The sequence below is a fragment of the Acidobacteriota bacterium genome, from assembly GCA_038040445.1.
Lineage (GTDB): Bacteria > Acidobacteriota > Blastocatellia > UBA7656 > UBA7656 > Onstottus_A > Onstottus_A frigus.
In genome coordinates, this window is the sequence record JBBPIG010000029.1 from 36,847 (window position 1) to 56,360 (window position 19,514).

A 19,514-nucleotide genomic window follows, 5' to 3' on the forward strand; every position below is an offset into this window, starting at 1 on the left:
GGCTGACTCCCAAGAGAAGTTGGCTGACTCCCAAGAGAAGTTGGCTGACTCCCAAAAGAAGAACGAGCGGCTGGCGATCTCTTATGAGGTGCTACGAGAACGGCTAACCAAGAAAGAGCAAGACAAACAGATGCTCTCATTCCGACTGGCAACCGTAGAGGCGCAGTTGGCGAAGATAGTCAACTCGCTGGGCTGGCGTTTGCTGAGTTACTACGGTCGTATCAAATACCCCTATCTGCTGCCAGTTTATCGCTTGCTCGGCCTTTCGCCCGATCGATCAAAGGAAGCCGGACACTCGCAAACAGCCACAACACAACCTGACAGGAACGACCAAAGCCAATTGGAGCCAGCACCGGCAGTTGAGCTAGGAGAGCAGGATTTGGCGGCAGACCCGGTGCTGTCGGTTGTGTTGGAGCGAGTTGAACAGGAGCGAGAAAAACGGCTTGATCCTTACCCGTCGCTGACCCTGCTTCCTCATCTGCGTCAAGAAGAGATACCTATCATTCTAGACACGCCGTGCCCGGAAGCGCCCCTTCATCGTTCTGATGTGATCTGCTTTTCGATAATTGACTGGGAGTTCCGCTATCAGCGCCCGCAGCAAATAATTTCGCAGTTCGCCGCACATGGGCATAGGGTGTTTTATGTAAGCACATCTCGCTTCCGGCCGTCCGGCGCGACTCCTCGGGTTCGGGTGAGCAAGATAAAAGAGAACGTCTTCGAGGTGCAACTGGCGGTCGATAGCCCGCCTGACGTGTACGGCGAAGTGATAGAGGGTCAGAACCGGGAGGCGTTGCTGGCGTCGCTCGACGAGTTGCGCCGCACCTTTTACATTGACGAGGCGATAGCATACGTGATGATCGCTTCCTGGGGAGGCGCGGCGCTTGAGGCAAAGGAGCTTTGGAACTGGCGCGTGATTTACGACTGCATGGATGAATGGGAAAACTTCCCTGGAATCAAGCGCGGCCTTCTCGATATGGAATTGGAGCTAGTGGGCCACTGCGATTTGCTTGTGGTCACGAGCCAGCTTTTATATGAGAAATGGCAGAAATACGAGCGGCCGATGGTGCTGGCCCGCAACGCTGTCGATTGGGATTTCTATGCTGAACATTGTCGCCCCAACACCATACTGGCGGAGATCAAGCATCCGGTTATAGGTTATTGTGGCGCGATTTCCGATTGGTTTGACATCGAGCTCATGACTGAAGCGGCTCGCCGGCGGCCCGATTACACGTTCGTGCTGCTAAGCGGCGCGCTCGATGTGAACGTGACAGAGCTAAAGACCCTGCCCAATGTGCGCATTCTCGGCCAGCAGCCTTATGAGTCGATGCCTCAGTATCTATATCATTTCGATGCTTGCATAGTTCCTTTCAAGATCAATCCAATTACCGAAGCTACAGATCCAGTAAAAGTGTATGAGTACTTTAGCGCCGGGAAACCAGTGGTCACTGTCAGGCTGCCCGAACTTGAGCTCCTTCACGATTATCTGTACATAGCCGAAGACGGGAATGATTTCATTTTTCAACTCGACAGAGCGATTGCGGAGAATGATCCGCAGTTGATCGCCCGCCGGCGCCGTTTTGCCCGACAACACACATGGAAGAAGCGCTACAAACAAATCGACGCTGCGCTTGCCAATGTTACGCCGCGCGCAAGCATCATCGTCGTCACGTACAATAACCTGGCGCTCAACAAGTTGTGCCTCGAAAGCATCATACGCAACACCGAGTATCCCAATTACGAAGTAATAGTAGTAGACAACGACTCGATCGATGGCACTCCGGCATATCTGCGATATCTGGTCGCGCAGCATCCGAACATCAATGTCATACTGAACTCACAAAACAACGGCTTTGCGCGGGCTAACAATCAGGGTATCGCGCGAAGCACCGGTGAGTACATAGTTCTGCTGAACAATGACACGATTGTGCCGCCTGGATGGTTGAGCCGATTGCTGAGACACCTGGAGCATAAGGAAGTCGGGATGGTCGGCCCTGTGACAAACTTCGTCGGCAACGAGGCAAAGATTGAAGTGTCCTATCGCACCTGGTCCGAGTTGGAAGCGTTCGCCAGAGAGCAGACCTGGGAGCACAACGGGCAAATAGCAGACATCCGTATGCTGGCGATGTTCTGCGTAGGAGTCAGAAGGGAAGTGTACGAAGAGATCGGCCCGCTCGATGAGCAGTTCGGGATAGGGATGTTCGAGGATGATGACTACGCGCAACGCATGAAAGCGAAGGGCTACCGAGTGATGTGCGCGCGTGATGTTTATGTTCATCACTTCGGCCAGGCTGCGTTCAAGAAGTTAATCGAGAGCGGTGATTACAAGGAGCTGTTCGACAGCAATCGGCGTCGCTATGAAACCAAATGGAACGTTAAGTGGATACCGCACAAGCACGCGCCGCTGAGGTTTGAATCCCTCATCGCATCTTCGCCCGCTCTTGAGATGGCAACTAAGAAGTAATGATGAACCGCTCTGCCCGCAACGACCATCGGGGCGAGCTCGCATCGGAAAACAAGAAGTGAGCAGAACACCTGAATAGAGTTTACGGGAGAGCAGCTCAATGGTCCGGTCACCCATTGGTTCGCAGAACATTAACGCCATTGTTTGCTATTAAGGTTTAGTCACGAAGATGATTGATTTTCCTCTGTGGGCAATCGTCCATCTCGGCGCATGGGCGCTGATGCTTTTGTGCGCTTGGGGCATCGGAAACTTATTTCTCGGCAAATATCGCTTTCAGAACCTGGCGGAGCGTTTGGTGTTTACTATCGCCGCAGGTCTGGGCTTATGTGCTAACGTGCTTTTTATCATCGGCCTCTTCGGAATGCTCTATCGATCAGTTATCTGGGGTTTGACGTTATCAGGCGCAATGGCTACGGTTTGGAACTTCTCATACTCAAATAAGCAGTGGCTTGCAATCGAGCAATGGAAACGACTCTTGAATGTTTGGAAGTCGAAGCATCTCTGGAGCCTGCGCAATGCAGCTATGGCCTTGTTGATATTTCTTGCGCTGGGTTATTGGGTCCTCTTGCTGGTGACCAGTCAATATCCTCCCGTTCATTGGGATTCAATATCACATCACCTGATCATAGTCCGTGAATTCCTGGCTCAACATGGGCCTGTTGTAGTGCCGGGGATACAACAACCGCTGTTGCCCGCATTAAACCATATGTTGTTTACATGGGCGTTTGCCCTGAAAGATGACGTGCTGGCTCAGATGGTGGAACATACTTTCTTGATGCTGACTGCTTTAGGACTCTATGCATGGGGCAAGCGTCGGAATCAACCCGCATTAGGGTTTGCTGCCGCTGCCTTCTGGGTTGCTCATCCGCTGGTTCGCTTGCTTGGGGAAGCGGCCTATGTGGACATTGCCATCACCTGCTTTGCATTTCTGGGCGTCTACGCACTGCGCGTGTTCCGTGATAGTCGAGATGCTTTTTGGTGGTATCTGGGCATGGCGCTGCTGGCCATGTGTGCAGGTGTCAAGCTGCCGGGACTCTTTTTTGTTGGTATCGCATTTCCGCTGGGCTTGTGGGTGCTAATGAGGCCTTCCTTCAAGCGTTTCAGTCGCAGAAGCGCCGGACAAGAGTCCGAGGATGCGGGGCAGGTCGAATCTCGATTTACCTGGAAGTCGCTTGTGCTTGGCTGGACACTAGGTCTTCTCATACTGATTCCCTGGTATGGGTTTATTGCCTACCACACCGGCAATCCCTTCTGGCCTGCATTCGCGCAATACAGCACAGGCATTTGGGGTGCCCCCTGGGTCGTCAGTGGCGCAAATGAGTTGCTGAAATCCGGTGTTAAACAAGCGACAATTCAAAACTTCATGACACTGTCTGTTGACTGGATACGTTACCCCGAGCGGTTTAATGCAGAACTCCATCAGAGTCTATTCCCGCTTATCATGATCTGGCCGCTGGCCTGGATAGTAGCATTGTTCAACCGTTCCGTTCGCTGGTGGACTTTATGGGCGCTCGCCTACACAGTTTTCTGGTTCCTTCAAGCTCCGCTATTGAGGTATTGGCTGCCGGCCTTGCCGCTTGCGGGCCTCGCGTTGTGCGAAAGCCTTCAATGGCTTTTGGAAAGAATTCGCAAATCTCCTGCTTTTCATAACGCCGCTTGGGTGACTGCGAGCATTCTTATTCTCCTGTGGAGCGGTCGGGGAGTATATGCAGAAGTCAAAGGTAAAGGGTTGCCGCCGGCGACGCCAGATGCCCGAGAAGACTTCCTTATTCAGCTAAACGGCTACCTTGGCGTCAAGTATGTGAATGCGCATGCAGATAATAACGATACGGTCTGCGTATTAAGCGCTAGTTGGCTGAATTACTACTTTCATCAGCGAGTCATAGATTTAAGGGGAACGCTATTCCAAAATAGGAAACCCAGTTTCCGTTGGCCTAACGATCAGTTGTGGACGCAGTGGCTGGACTATCAGCATGTCACGTGGATATTCGTTTATTACAAAGCCCCGGAGTTGAACATACCCAAACAAAACCCGGTCGTGAATCCGTTTTGGCCGGATTATCAGCTCGTATATGCCGACAACGTGACTTGGGTATTTCGTCGCAAACCATTTACGTAGGAAGTTTCCTTCAATTGGGGCGGCTCGATATCGGAAGGCCTACGTACAGCAATGGCACACGAGTTCTGCCTTTTCGGAGGGAGTCGCCCCGCCCCTTATACCCAAGACTGAAGATACTTTGATTCACTGACTTGATGCTCTAATCAGTTAACGAAGACAATTGAGCAATCATCGCTCAAGAAGCTGCAGGTATTGAAGCGACCGATTCACTTTGACCATCTTGAATTAGTAGCTCCAGTAGCTCCAGTAAATGTTTACTGTTCGAAGTTGCAGGTGATTTCCTTGGGCGCGGTCCCCAGTTCAACGCTCGTTCCCGGGAATTTGACTGTAATCACATGCTTCTTGCCATCTTTCATCTGAGGCGGAATAGCCCAAAATATTGCGTGCTTGCCATTGCCCTTGCCCACGTCCAGCAGATCCTGCCGGAAGGTATCTGCCGTCACCGTGCTTACCAAAAGGTTACCGTCATAAATATCAAGTTTGATCGGCTCGTTAGGGTGGTTCATATCCCAGCCCCAGGCGATAATGGCATCGCAATTAGCAATGTCGAGGTAGCCTTCATAAGCTGGCGGCGCCGAGGGAGTCGTTTGACTCGCATCGCGGGTCGGCTGATTACCGGAACAGGCAAGCAGCGATACGCTGAGCGAGAAAAGCATGACTCCAATGCATAGTCGTACCAAGTGAACCCTCATCACGTTATGTGCTCCTTTGCGCAGTAGACTTGCTCTCATACTTCAAGCGTAAGGGTGGAACTGAAGAAGCGGTATTGTACTCATCCAACTGTGTTTTGTCTAGCGCGCTTATTAGTCGGTGAGATTTCAACCGAGTGATGCCCGGTAAGAATAGCTCTTGCTTGTAGGCATTTTTGCTGACGTTTTATACTGGCTATGCTTGCCTGGCGGCTTTCTACTACCGTGAATTTGTATGTGGAATTTCCTCGTGAAAGAAACGATGGTTGCTTAAATCTCGCTTGTATGAATAGGAGCTAAAGCGGGCGTATTGACTGATCATTCCAACAAGGCTAATCTTATAAAATTCTTGGAGACGTCTGTGTTAGTATTTCGGGGTCCGGTTAGGTTTCACTTCTACAAAAGTAATTTTTGTTAGTGGAGGTAGCCGTGGGCTGTAGGGGCGTTCTGGGACTCTCGGTCGATAATTATCAGCGCAATCGTATCATTCAGGAGTCAATCGACTTACTTCGTTGGCGGTCGTCTCTAGGTGTGCTTGATGTCGGGGACTCGGCAGGGCTTCTGGCGCGATTCTTACCCAATGACGATGTAATTATTGCGGCAGTCGCAAATAAAGGTGAATTGCAGCCATATGGCAGCGGCACACCCCTCCCGTTTTCCAGCGCTAGCTTTGATGTCGTGGTGTCATCGGACGCATTAAGGGACGTTCCTCCGGTTGAGCGCGAGCGGTTTCTCACGGAGCTTGCGCGAGTATCAAATGAAACGCTCATAGTATGCTCACCATTTGATGACTCGGAGGTGGTTCAGGCGGAAGATCTCTTTCAGTCTTTGACATGGGCAGGTTATGGGGAAGGTCACAACTTCAGAGAAAAGCACCACAGATATGGACTTCCTGATTTGGCGAAAACGGAAGACTTCTTGCGCAAGCAAGGATTTCAGACCGCCATATTACCGAATGGCTATCTTTATCGATGGCTTGTCGCGATTTCTGCTTTCTTATTATTACAACGGCGATTTCCAAACGCGGAATTGAACGAGCGTACCAATGCCTACTACAACTCGACCTTTTACAGAGCGGATAATTGTGAGCCGAGTTATCGTAAGGTAATCATCGCATCTCGAACACGCGACATAAGCGGTCTACGCGAAAAGCTCTGCCCTGAGCCAAAGGCGACAGAAGCCGACAAGCTATTCTGCCTGCAGTTGCTCGATATGATGCTTCACGTGCTTTTTGAAGAGTGGTCTTCGCCTGCTTTATGTTTGCAGGAAAATACCTCAGGCAGGCTCGCAGAGACAGTGACGCTGGACAAGCGGGATGTCAAATGCTTAGAAGCACAATTGGCAGATAAACAACAACATATAAGGACGCTGATCTCTCAACTCAGGGTAAAGGAGCAAAGTAAAAGCGATGGGAAGGCCGTCGCCTCTGATCTGAGATTGAAGGTGGAGGGGCTATCGAATCAGTTGAACGCGAAAGAGCGGCAGCGGCGAGAGCTAGCGTCGGGCTTCGAAGTAAAAGAGACAGAACTTCGAGCATTAGCTTCTCGGTTAGCCGCCACTGAGCGAGCAGCACAGATAGTTTCGGCCCGACTGGTAGAGAGAGTAACCGAAGTTGAAAGAATTAAGAGCTCATTGGGCTGGCGATTACTCAGCTTGTATGGGCCGATCAAATATCGATACCTGTTGCCGATTTACAGGTTCCTGAATCTCATGCCGAAAGAGTTTGATCATAAGCTGCAGTCGTCTCAGCCTTCTATTCTAGAGCAAATGCCTGCCGAAGGTGCGTCGATCGGCGACTCGCTTCTTCGAAGCAAGCCGCAAGAGGCGGTCTCTACATCCCGTACGCTGATGGAGTCGTTGCTGAAACAAAAGCTGAAGTTGTTCTTATCTCAGCCTGGATCTCAGCTTGTGTTCCCGCAGTTCCCAGAGCCGCTGGTCAGCATCCTAATATCGACCTTCAACAAAGCTGAATACCTCTTCCAGTGTTTGGAGACCATACTTGCTTATACTGATACCCCGTTTGAGATAATCATTGTTGACGACTGTTCGAGCGATGGCATCCCACAATTAATGGCGAAACTCGTAAACGTGCATGCGGTCAGGAATGACAAGAATTCAGGTTTCATCAAAAGCTGCAACAAAGCAGCGCAACTCGCCAGAGGGCATTACATCCTGTTTCTAAACAATGATGTAATGGTTACCCCACGATGGCTTTCGGCTCTCGTTGAAACCGTGGGGCGCTACCCGCAATGCGGTGCAGTCGGAGGGCGGCTCGTTCGACCGGACGGAACTTTGCAGGAGGCCGGATCGATAATCTGGCAAGATGGTTCGGCGCTGGGATATGGGCGCGGCGATGATCCATCTAAACCTGAATACTGTTACGTCCGCGAAGTAGACTACGTCTCAGGGGCTTACCTGCTCGTTCGCGCGGGCGATTTTCGGAAGCTGGGCGGCTTTGACGAGCGCTATGTCCCAGCTTATTACGAAGATTCAGATTTGTGCATGGGCATAAGGAAGCTCGGCCACAAAGTCGTTTATCAACCGCAGGCGGCCATTATTCATTACGAGTTTGGCAGTCACTCTATGGAACGGGCCACGGCGCTTTGTGAGAAGAACTATCCTGAGTTTAAAAAGAAGTGGGCGGTGAGGCTTCAACGGCATGTTCCCCATGGGAACGTGCTGCGCGGGCGTGACAAACGTGAAGGCAAGCGCGTTCTGGTAATCAACGATCAGATTCCTGCTCCATACCTCGGCTCAGGATTCCCGCGCGACAATAAGATGCTGGAGTATCTCTCACAACTAGGGTATGTGGTGACCTTCGTTCCTACGGCCTCTCGTGCCGCCTGGCAGCCGAGCACGGAACAATTGCAGCAGATGGGCATTGAGCTATTCTACGGGAATAGCTTCAGCATAGAAGAGCTCTTACGGGCCAGAACAGGACTGTACGATATCGTGATTATCAGCAGACCGCACAATGGAGAGAGATTCCTAAAACTTGCCCGACAAGCGTTCCCAAAAGCCAGGCTCATCTACGACGCCGAGGCGCTATTCTCAAAACGAGAGATCCTAAGGGCCCAGATAGAAGGACGCGACCTCTCTGAGGCGGAAAAGAAAAGACTGACCAGGCGCGAGATCGATGTTCTCAGCGAGGCTGATACGATTATTTCGGTCTCAGACGCGGAGCGGGAAAGTATACTAAGCGAGAGTCCCGATAGCAGAGTCGTAGTATGGGGTCACACCCACGATTTGCAAATACCGGCGACCAGTTTTTCAGAAAGGCGAGACTTGCTGTTCGTCGGCGGGTTCACGCACGGGCATCCGCCGAATACAGATGCGGTTCTTCACTTTGCCAACAACCTGTTCCCGAAAATCCGACAAGAATTGTCTGATGTTCGTTTCATAATCGTGGGCTCCGAGCCCTCCGAAGTCATACAAGCACTCGCGTCTCAATACGTCATGGTGACCGGCTTTGTAGAAGACCTGAGTGAGTATTACCAGAAGTGCCGCCTTTTTGTTGTGCCGCTTCGCTTCGGCGCGGGGATTAACTACAAACTTACAGAAGCGATGAGCTACGGGATTCCGTCGGTTGTATCGCCTTTGGCAGCTTCAGGACTGAATATACAGGATGGGCGAGAAGCGCTGGTTGGAAATAGCGATGATGAGATCATCGCCAAAGTCATTCGGCTTTACAAGGATGAGACCTTGTGGCATTCAATCCAACAGGCTGAGAGGAAATACATAAAGCAACATTGCTCCCCCGGCGCGATGAAGAAGAGTCTGGCCGATATACTTCAGTCATCTGCTAGAGAGCACGGGAGAGTTATGGAGGTAAAGTGACGGCAGAAAACATCGATTACTCAAATGAGGAGAGCCCTGCATCAAGCTCCATCTCCTTTAGAGAGTGGCTTAGATCCCAGATTGAAAACGAAGGATACTGGTTTCATCGAATTGAGCTTGCTCCTGATCTGGTTACTCCCGGATGGTCGGATCCAAAGGTGGATAAGTTGCCGCATTACGGTTTGCCCGACGATATGACCGGAATGCGCGTGCTAGACGTCGGGTGCGCCGAGGGCTTCTTTTCGTTTGAAGCGGAGCGCCGAGGAGCCAGAGAAGTCGTCGCTATCGACTCTTTTCCAGACTCTGTTCGCAGGTTCAACATCTGTAGGAGCGCTTTACGGTCAAAAGCGGTTGCATTCCTGTGCAGCGTCTATGATCTGAACCCAAGGGCATTTGGCACTTTTGATATGGTCTGTTTCTATGGCGTGCTATACCATCTGCGAAACCCTATTATGGCTCTCGAAAGAATATTGACTGTTTGCACCGGCACGATGTTGTTGCAAACGATGACTTATGAAGTACCTGGCCAAACTGAGATTCCTCTGGCTAAGTTTCATCCTTTTGGACTAAAGAGCGGGCCGCCTGAAAATCCAATGTGGGATCCGACAGTTTTCTGGACGCCGAATGCGGAGTGCGTCAGGGCGATGGTGGCTCATGCAGGCTTTCAGAATATTGAAACCATCTCGACTGACCCAAAGATAAGCATAGTCGTCCGTTCCGAGTCTCCGACACAAGCACTTGGTCAGGCCCCCGATCAGACTAAGGCACCGTGGTGCTGAAACAAGCTAATGGTCCTTGATTAGAAGCGAGACTTAACTCCCTGGCTTAGTCAACTGGCCGTTTACTGGCGCCTCATGGATACGAGCGCTTGCTGAGAAGGCCGAAATGGAATTTACCACGTTGAAAAAAGATTACTCCGGGCAGACGAATGTCCTTGTGCGAAATATCAAGCGCCTCACGCCCATCAGTCTCAAGTTTGATTATCCATCGCGAGTAAAAGTGGGAGTATTAGTTCTAGCTTTCTTTTCTTTGCTTTCAAGCTGGGAGCTATTCACGGCTAATCGAAAGGAGTTTGATCTGAAGTCCAGTCTTCAAGGTCGTGACGGTGTAACTCTGTACGAGCAACGCTTCGTAGGTGTTAAAGCTACGTTGTCCACGCAGGGCGTTGTTGGTTATGTGAGTGATGCTCAACCCGACGGCGCCGAGTTCTATTTGACGCAATATACGCTTTCACCTCTCATCGTCGACCCAACTCAACCACATCAGTTTGTCATAGGCAACTTCGCCAATAGAACCGTCGATGTCAACAAACTAACAACTATGAGGTTGACTCAGCGTGGGGACTTCGGCAACGGCATAAAACTATTCACGGTCGACTCGAAATGATGGCTCCAATTTTATTCTCGCTTCTCGTACCTCTGTTAATGGGCCTAATTCTCGTTCTCTTGTTCTGGCCGAATCAAAGGTCGCTAACGTCGCATCTAGTGATTAAGATTTTCTTTGCTATAGGAATTGGGCTTGGAGTTTTCTCGTGCTTCTTTTTCATCTGGCTGTTGATCTTTGGCCCAGCGAGCAGCGGACTTATCCCTTCGTTGATTGCATTGCTCATTCTAATGGCTGCGATACTGATCTACAGAATCCGAAAGCTAAACCACTTTCCCGCTCTGGAAATATCGAGCGACTCGTTTCCAAAGCCCAAGTTTCACCGGATACTTGCAATACTATTTTTTGCTGCGCTCGCTTTCGGTCTTGCTTCCTTCACATTCACCTCAATCAAGAAGCCGCATGGAGATTGGGACGCATGGGCAATTTGGAATCTGCGAGCAAGATTTCTGTTCAGAGGCGGCGACCAATGGACGACCGCTTTTTCTGGCCTTCTGGAAAAATCACGCCCGGATTATCCTTTGCTCATTCCCGGAACGATAGCCGGGCTTTGGACTTCCATAGGTAACGACACCGTGCTTATACCGGTCCTGCTATCCATGCTCTTTACTCTTGCTACCGTAGGCTTAACAGTTTCCTCACTGTATGTTCTTCGGGGTAAAAGCCAGGCCTATTTGGCAGGCCTCATCTTAGTAGGCACTCCTTTTCTCATTACGCATGGAGCGTCTCAGTATGCGGATGTTCCCGTTGGTTTCTTCTTTTTAGCGACTCTCGTACTGCTGACTCTGCAAGACAAGTTGTCAAAGAACAATAACAACTTGCTTGTTCTGGCAGGAATCACAGCGGGACTTTCTGCCTGGACCAAGAATGAAGGACTCATATTCATAGCGGCAATAGCAATCAGTCGATTTATCACCATCGCTCGGGTCAATGGGTTGAAATTCTATCTCCGGCAAATGCTTGCGTTTGGCTTGGGGGTTGCGCCAACATTGATAATCTTAATTTATTTCAAAACGCGGCTCGCCCCGCGAAACTATTTGATTTCTCAAGGGTTGGAAACAACATTGCACAAACTGATGGATGTTTCCAGACACTTGCAGGTGTGGAATGCCTTCGCAAGGCAGATGACGGATTTCGGCGGCTGGGCTGTTAGCATCCCGCTTCTCTTGATTTTCTATATCCTGCTCTCAGGAATAAGGATTGAGCAAAGGGAAAAGTTAAGCACTCTCGCCTCGCTAATCACGGTAGGCTTAATGATATTGGCATACGCTTTGACATTTGTGGTGACGCCTTTTGATATTTCCTGGCAATTAGGCACTTCTCTGAGTCGGCTGCTTTTGCAACTCTGGCCGAGCCTCATATTCGTTTACTTTCTGATCGCACGCACTATTGAACAAGCTGTGGCGGAAAATGAGAGTCGGGCAGCAGAATTCTGCCCGCCATGAATTACACGGGAAGAAGGGCAGGGCCTTAGTCTGATGAGGCGGTGATGTTACAAGCTTACCGGTTCTGGTCAGACTCCCGCCGAGATTGCACAATGTTTAGCCTTATTGCTCCTGGGAATATCAAAGAAGCCTTATGAACGCATTGAGCGAGATTGCAACCGTTCCGGGCGAGAATACTCCCGGCCAGCCAAATATCGCCGTGCTCATACCCTGCTACCAGGAGGAGTTAACCATCGCTGATGTTGTCCATCAGTTCCGGGCGCAGCTGCCTTACGCAAATATTTATGTCTTCGATAACAACTCTTCTGATCGCACAGTCGAGGAAGCTCTTCGCGCGGGCGCGACAGTTCATTACGAGAAACGGCAGGGCAAAGGCTATGTAGTGCAGGCTATGTTTCAAAAAGTTGAGGCGGACATTTACGTGATGGTCGACGGTGATGGCACTTATCCCGCAAATGTCGTAAACATCTTAATCGAACCGATCAGGCGAGGCGAAGCCGATATGGTCATTGGCTCCCGCCTGCATAAAGGATCGAGCAGTCAGTTTCGCTTTCTAAATCGTCTGGGGAATCATATTTTTCTCCTATTGTTAAACTCAATGTTCGGAGTTCGGCTGACTGACCTGCTGTCAGGTTACCGCGTCTTTAGCCTGCGATTGGTGCGTAGCCTGGCGCTGTTCGGCGGCGGCTTCGAGACCGAAACCGAGGTGACGATAAAAGCTCTTCAGCGCGGGTTTTCGATTGTCGAGCTGCCTGTGAATTTGAGCCCTCGTCCAGAGGGTAGCCATTCAAAAATCCGAATGGTGCAGGACAGCCTGTGGATACTACGCACTATTATGACGCTATTCCGTGACTACAGGCCTCTCATGTTCTTCGGTGGGTTGGGGCTTCTATTAATGGCGTTGAGCCTCGTACCCGGCATCTGGGTCTTCGTAGACTATTACGAGAGCGGATATGTGCATCGCATACCATCCGCTGTGCTGGCAGTGGGCCTGGTATTGACCGGTGTCCTGTCCGTTTGTGTAGGCTTGATCTTGCACACAATCAGTCGGCGCTTCCAGGAATTGGAGTTTCAGCTTGGAACAGTTGCCGAAGACCTGCGTCAGGAGCGCAGGGCTAAGAGAAAAGCAAGTTAAGCTATAGAATCAGACGGCAGGTTTTCAATTGTTCAAATGCTTGAAATGCCCAACAGCGTACTCACAGATGACAACAAAGAAACATACTCGCGCCGCGCAGACCCGACGCCGGTCTCGGTAATAGTAGTAAATTACAATGGTGCGGAGCGCCTGGCCAGTTGTCTGGATTCACTGATCGCCGACACGTATCCGACGCAACAAATCATTGTTGTAGACAATGGTTCGACCGATGATAGCCGAGAAGTTTTAGACCACCTGGCATCGCTTCATTCGGAAGTAAATCTGCTTTGGAGCGATAGAAATCTCGGATACGCTGGTGGTGTAAACTTTGCGCTCGGCTCGGCGCATGGGGAATTCATTGCCGTGTTGAACATGGATATGACGGTGAAGGCCGGCTGGCTAGCGCCGCTGGTCGCGTTCCTCAAACAGCGCCCAGAGGTGGGAGCAGTGAACCCGCTCATAGCTCTAGCAGATGGCAAGCGCATAAATGCGGTCGGACAGGACATTCACGTTACCGGTCTTGGCTTTAATCGTTGGCTTGGCAGACCCGTTGAGGACATCGGGCACACACCCTTTCGCGTGTCTGGAATCCAAGGCGGCGCCTTTCTCATTCGTCGCACAGTGCTCGAGAGAATGGGCGGAATGGATACGACCGGCTTCCTCTATCATGAAGACGTGAATCTGTCCTGGCTATTGCGGCTTATGGGATTTGATCTCTATTGCGTTCCGGAATCGGTGGTCTATCACGATTACTTTCTTACGATGTACCCTGGAAAGCTGCACTTACTCGAGCGCAACCGTTGGGCGATGCTGCTAGCCTATTTGCACTGGTCAAGCTTGATTCTCCTGTCGCCGATCTTTCTGATCACCGAATCTCTCTTATGGGGCTACTGCCTTTTGCGAGGATGGGAATTTACGCGAGCGAAATTCGCATCGTATCGGTGGGCCTTCCGGCAGTGGTCGCAGATCAAAGAACGGCGGCGGCTGGCCGAATCCGTGCGCGTTATATCTGACTGGAAACTCTTGAGGACGCTGCGTTGGTTGTATGCTGTAGATCAGTTTCTGATTTTAGGGCGTGAGCGCGGCGATTCACGTCGGCAGCCGGCCGGCGGCCTTCCTAAAGAGGCTGTCAACGATTGGGGAAAGGTCGAATGAGCACTTTGTTGCTGGTTCGTTCTCGAAGTACACATCCGAACGAGGTTCATGAAAGCAAAGCTGCGCGATACGAAACAGGCTGAGACTCTGAATACTCGAGACGGGAAATATACTGCCCGACTCGTAGCGGTGCAGTTGGCGCGGTGGAAGAAAGTTTTGGACGTGCAGGCTCCGTATCGCTGGAACCTTCGACGTCTCAACCTTGGCTTTACACTGGATGTTGGGTGTGGCCTTGGCAGAAACCTGATCAACCTGAGAGGAAATGGAGTCGGAATAGACCACAACTCGGATTTCGTCGAAATAGCAAAATCGCACGGTCTCAGCGCATTCACCCCTAAGGAGTTTGAAGCTTCACCGTTCAACGTCCCTGATAGTTTTGACTCAATTCTATTGGCGCATGTCGTGGAACATATGACCGAGCAAGAAGCTCTAGAGCTGTTAAGCGATTATCTCTACCTATTGAAGCCAAGAGGAAGGGTCATCCTTATTGCGCCGCAGGAAGCCGGTTATCGCACAGATCCGACGCACATTGAATTTATGGACTTTGAGACTCTAAGGAGAATTGGTCGCGAGGCCGGTTTGATACCGGTAAAGGAATACTCTTTTCCGTTTCCGAGAATCTTTGGGCGCCTGTTCAGGCATAACGAGTTCGTGTCTGTTAGTGAAAAAAGTTAACACTCATCGGAACCGAAGCCGGGCATGAGCTTACGCCGAGATCATCACCATTAGGAAGATTGAGAGTTGCAGTTGCTTGGGCTACGACGCAAGGTCATCGTATGAAAACTGAAGGCACGGGCACATCGCCGTTGATTCCCCAGTTCTGGATTTTGACCGAGCCATTCGAGCTATTGATGATCCACCAGTTTCCATCTGATGGTCTCCATATTGCCAGGTCAGTCTTGCCATCGCCGTCGTAGTCTCCCGGCACAAGCTCATCTGTGCTCACGCCCCAGCCCTGGAGTCTGCCCCCTCCCGTGGAGCTGTTGATGATGTACCAGAATCCATCCGAGGGTCGCCAAACAGCCAGGTCTGTCTTCCCGTCTCCGTCATAATCTCCTGGCGCCGGCACATCGCCATTGATGCCCCAGTTCTGAATTCTCACAGATCCATTTGAGCTGTTGATTATCCACCAGTTGCCATCCGAAGGTCGCCATATCGCCAGATCAGCCTTGCCGTCTCCATCGTAGTCTCCTGGAACAACCTTATCGGTGCTCACACCCCAACCTTGGAGTCTTCCTCCTCCTGTAGAACTGTTGATGATGTACCAGAACCCATCGGACGGTCTCCATACCGCGAGATCAGCTTTGCCGTCTCCGTCGTAATCTGCTGGGACGGGTACATCTCCATTGAGGCCCCAGTTCTGAATTCTGACCGAGCCGTCGGAGCTATTGATGATCCACCAATTGCCGTCTGACGGCCTCCATATAGCCAAGTCAGTCTTGCCATCTCCGTCATAATCCGCCGGAACGAGCTTATCGGTGCTGAGGCCCCAGCCCTGGAACCTACCTCCACCGGTGGAACTATTGATGATGTACCAGAATCCATCCGATGGTCGCCAAACGGCTAGTTCGGTCTTTGTGTCACCGTCAAATTCGAATGGTGTTCTCCCGCCAGATGCTCCTGCCTGCGCCTGTGTCACCGTGAACACGTGGCCGGCGACGGTCATTGTCCCTGTGCGAACAGGACCTGTGTTGGCCTCCAGAAAGTAGGTGACTATTCCGTTGCCAATGCCGCCGCTGCCGGAGTTGATGGTGATAAAATCGTTATTTGCTACTGCTGTCCAATTGCATTCATTTGGCACAGTCACGCTGATGGTGCCGCTGCCTGCGCTAGATGCAAAAGCCCGACTCGCCGGAGAGATTGCCGACTGAAGCGACAGCATCGTCTGTGCGGAAACGTCTACTGCGTTGGCCAACTGCTCGCTACGCGCCACGCCTTCACCCTTAACCGCGACGATCGCCCAGGAATTACGAAAGCAGTAATTGCGAATCTGCGTACTTCCCAATGCTTCTAGCGCTTGATAAAAAGGCTCAATCCACGGAAAAGAGAAGTGCGTACAGGAGTTATCTTGCGTCAAGCCCGCTTCATCTCCGACTGCCAGCATCACGAGGCCTCCATTTGATAGGCCATCTAAGAAATTGGTTAGATTAGTCATCGCTGTGCCCGTGGTACGGGTACCCCAGGTATCGAAATTTTGCGGTGGATGCAGGAAGGCACCTGTGCACGGATCAATCACGACTACATTAAATCCGCGTCCTCCGCCCCCACCGCCCGACGCGGAATAGAATTCACCGTTACTCTTAAAAAACTTGGCGAACCCACACGATGTGGATGGGACGGCGCATCCTGCTGAAGTGGCCCGAAATATTGCCGTTTGAGCAATGGGCGGTTGATAGGCCGGCGCGAAGGCGTTTGTTAATGTGTTGTAGAGCATACGTGGCAGGCGATTCACATTCATAGGGTCGAGAGCAACGATTCCAAAGTACTCCTCATTCCCAAAGTTATCAGGGTGCCCGTTGCAGTTCACTTGGTCACAGCCGTCGTTCTGCTGCGAACCAGGGGGCGACACTTTCCACCATTGATCAGGTCATGGTCAAAAGTGTGAGTAATGAACAACGACACGGTAAGCTGAGAGATGGCGCTGGCTACCCCCGAGACTGTCACTGGTGATTCAACTGTAGACAGATCGGGGATCGGCAGAGTGGTATTGTTGTTGATCCTTACCGGCCCGCTGGGCGAGCCCGTCGCCATTTGGAACGGGATTATGGAGGTCCCGCCGCTGACGGTCGTTACCGTCAGTGTCAAAGCGATCGTACTTCCACATGGGAAACTAGGCGAGGTGCTCAGCTGAAATGGGGTTGTATTTGTGTCCTTTGCATTGACGGCGATGTCCGGGTAGGCAGACAGCGCCTGTGAAACGCTGACGCCGGGGGTCGTAGTCGATAGGGTTGCCGAGACTCCGGTAGCAGGGCTCGACCCGAAGTTCCTAAGAGTAAAATTCAGGTTGTTGCATTCGTTCCTGTCGATTACACCGTTTCCGTTGCCCCCAGTCGGCAGCCCAGTCCCGGCTAGTGTAAGGATAGCACCCGGTCCTACTATCGGTATCTTGGCCGAGCGGACGTTTGCGTTCTTGCGCGATGGCGCAGCTATGCTCTGGTCTCGATTATCCCCCCACGTCGTGTAGAAGAAGTTGCTGTCTGCTGCCATCATGTCGTAGTCGCCCATGTAGGTTGTGTTCACCGCTGGATCTACTCCACGCACCACTGGGAAGGATTGGTTGGTGATCAGGAAATTAGGTCCGAAAGTAATTGCCGAACCTGAAATACTGCCAATGACTCCGAACCTGTCGATCTGAGAGTTAAAAGGATCGCGTCGCCGATCATAGAAAGTAATGCACAATGAGGCGCCGTCCGGTGTTAGCGCCAAAGCCGGCATGTACTGATCGTTTATCGTTCCGTCGGTATTGACTGTAACTGGCCCGCTCCACGTCGAGCCGCCATCGGTTGACTGGGCGAACAAGATATTCGCACGATCCGACCCAGTTGTGCGGTCATTGTAGACCACGTATAGATTCCCATTTACCGGGTTTACCGCAGCTTGGGGAAAGGAGTTGGTGCGGAAGCCGCCATTCAGCCCCAGATCTCCGTTTCCGCCAACGCCCAACAGGGTCGCTACGGCTGTAATTGGTCCGAACGTCGCGCCTTGGTCAGTGGATTTACGCATCGTGATTCGGAAGGGGCTGCTATTGGCATTCCACCAGAATAGGTACACCGCGTGGTCCGGCCCGACCGTAAGAAACGTGCCCTGGCCCAAGCTATCTATCAGAGTGCCGCCGGTCGGACCCCAAGACAGCCCGTCGTCGGTGGAACGGGTAAACGTGATGCCATTCCGTTGGGCGGTATTCGAGAAGTTGCGCCACGCCGCGTATACATTTCCTTGCCCAGGTCCTGGGAAGTTATCTACCGCCAGCCATTCTTTGTCCTGGAAATCGACGCCGGCAGAAAACCCGGGCGCGGCATTGACCGGCGGTTGGAAAGTCGCCCCGTCGTCCGTCGAGCGAAAGATCAGTAAGTTCTGCCGTGTGTTGAAGGACAGAGTCGACAGAAATATAGTGGCGGTCGAGTTGCTTCGCGCAAGATTTGGATCTCCCACGTCACCGTCTGAGCCACTAGGGAGACTTCCCTTATCGGTCCATGTCGCCGCGCCATCGGTTGATCGCGAGTAGCCAGTGAACTTTCTAGCCGCGCCCAAGAAGGAGCCAGAATCATTAAATGCCGCGATCACATTCGAGCCGGACCCAATCACCAATGCGGTCTCGCTCTGAGTGTCTTGAGAGGTCACGTCCGCGTTTGGGTCGTTCACCAAAGTATTCCCGAGCGGGGAAAGTGGGTCATTCCCCACCGGCGTCCCGGGCGCTTCGGTCACCCCAGAGTTCCCAACTATCTTTTTTGAACCCTGGGTCTTTGGACGGAGTGGTTTGTTCTTGGTGTCCTTGAGATTCACTTTCTTACCAAACTTGACCTCCAAGCCGCTTCTTGCAGCGCCCGAAAGCTGGTTGAACAGCTCGTCGTTGTCGTACAACCATCTATACTCGTCATCCACTTGTGCCGACGCGCCAGGGATGCTTCGACCTATTAGTGCGAGCAAAGCCCCTGATATGATCAGTATTAAAGCGAGCACCAGTTGGCGAGATAAATGTTTCATTAGCAAAAGCCTCCACGGAGGGCGGTGCCGATAATCACGCCCACCTGCGATTGTCATCAACGAGGACTACAGAGCTGCAATTCGCAACCGGACGCAAGACCACCGATCGAGCCATCAAATTCCTGTTAACGGGGCTCATTGCGTCGATGGCGGGCGTCGCAGTACACAACTTTTTCATTTTCGATCAGATCCCAACCGGACTCTATTTTTTTGCCTTCCTCGCTTTCGCTCGGGCCGCTTCCAACGTAGCGGACTCACACAACGGTGAGGGGGAGCGGTCTGGGACCGGAAAAGGGCAGGACAGCGGCTCCCGAATCAAACGCGGCTCCGTGCCGCCACCCAGTGGCCGCAATATGGCAAACAAGAAAGACTCGATAGGCAGGCGAGCCGCTTCCTGGACTGGATACCTGACCGCTCGTTTGACATTCGCTGTGAGCGCGGCATCAGTTATTCTCGCTTCGTGGTATTCAGTGTCCCTTTTGGCTGCAGACTCACATATTATGCGCGCATCTGACCCTGCTAGCTCAGGGGAGCTGGATGCGGTCGTGTACCATGGAACCCACGCGACCAAAAGCGCAGATCCAAC

Annotated in this window: 12 protein-coding genes; 9 read left to right on the top strand and 3 right to left on the bottom strand. The window is 51.8% G+C overall.

The features are described from left to right. Window positions 1-2,461: glycosyltransferase (locus AABO57_24325; GenBank protein MEK6288857.1), on the top strand; the 2,461-nt coding region annotated here is incomplete at its 5' end. Window positions 2,462-2,630: 169 nt separating this feature from the next. After that, window positions 2,631-4,580, top strand: coding sequence for a hypothetical protein (locus AABO57_24330; protein ID MEK6288858.1), 1,950 nt, complete (start codon window positions 2,631-2,633; stop codon window positions 4,578-4,580). 254 nt (window positions 4,581-4,834) lie between these two features. Here the strand turns inward: AABO57_24330 and AABO57_24335 are convergent, their stop codons facing one another. Next, window positions 4,835-5,236, bottom strand: coding sequence for a hypothetical protein (locus AABO57_24335; protein ID MEK6288859.1), 402 nt, complete (start codon window positions 5,234-5,236; stop codon window positions 4,835-4,837). Between the two features lie 450 nt (window positions 5,237-5,686). On the opposite strand from AABO57_24335, the gene AABO57_24340 reads away from it, so the two are divergent. The 7 genes from AABO57_24340 (at window position 5,687) to AABO57_24370 (ending at window position 14,899) form a co-directional block, all read left to right on the top strand. Continuing rightward, the gene (locus AABO57_24340; protein ID MEK6288860.1) at window positions 5,687-9,106 is read left to right on the top strand and encodes a glycosyltransferase; all 3,420 of its coding nucleotides are present in this window, start codon (window positions 5,687-5,689) and stop codon (window positions 9,104-9,106) included. Then, a complete protein-coding gene (locus tag AABO57_24345) occupies window positions 9,103-9,885 on the top strand; it encodes a DUF1698 domain-containing protein (protein ID MEK6288861.1) in 783 nt (260 codons plus the stop codon). Before AABO57_24340 ends, AABO57_24345 begins: the two co-directional genes overlap by 4 nt. A 106-nt stretch (window positions 9,886-9,991) precedes the next feature. Continuing rightward, entirely contained in the window at window positions 9,992-10,492 is a 501-nt protein-coding gene (locus AABO57_24350; protein MEK6288862.1) for a hypothetical protein, read from the top strand. Between the two features lie 98 nt (window positions 10,493-10,590). Next, window positions 10,591-11,934: a glycosyltransferase family 39 protein gene (locus AABO57_24355; protein MEK6288863.1), complete on the top strand. Its 1,344-nt coding sequence runs from the start codon at window positions 10,591-10,593 to the stop codon at window positions 11,932-11,934. A gap of 133 nt (window positions 11,935-12,067) precedes the next feature. Further along, window positions 12,068-13,069 (top strand): glycosyltransferase, encoded by a 1,002-nt coding sequence (locus AABO57_24360; protein MEK6288864.1) that lies wholly within the window; start codon window positions 12,068-12,070, stop codon window positions 13,067-13,069. A 45-nt stretch (window positions 13,070-13,114) separates the two neighbouring features. After that, window positions 13,115-14,224: a glycosyltransferase family 2 protein gene (locus AABO57_24365; protein ID MEK6288865.1), complete on the top strand. Its 1,110-nt coding sequence runs from the start codon at window positions 13,115-13,117 to the stop codon at window positions 14,222-14,224. A gap of 48 nt (window positions 14,225-14,272) precedes the next feature. Beyond that, window positions 14,273-14,899, top strand: coding sequence for a class I SAM-dependent methyltransferase (locus AABO57_24370; protein MEK6288866.1), 627 nt, complete (start codon window positions 14,273-14,275; stop codon window positions 14,897-14,899). A gap of 94 nt (window positions 14,900-14,993) precedes the next feature. On the opposite strand, the gene AABO57_24375 is transcribed toward AABO57_24370, so the two are convergent. Then, window positions 14,994-16,682 (bottom strand): FG-GAP-like repeat-containing protein, encoded by a 1,689-nt coding sequence (locus AABO57_24375; protein MEK6288867.1) that lies wholly within the window; start codon window positions 16,680-16,682, stop codon window positions 14,994-14,996. 65 nt (window positions 16,683-16,747) lie between these two features. Continuing rightward, window positions 16,748-18,928 carry an exo-alpha-sialidase gene (locus AABO57_24380; protein MEK6288868.1) on the bottom strand — a complete coding sequence of 727 codons (2,181 nt, stop codon included), beginning with the start codon at window positions 18,926-18,928 and terminating at the stop codon, window positions 16,748-16,750. Between the last annotated feature and the right edge of the window lie 586 nt (window positions 18,929-19,514).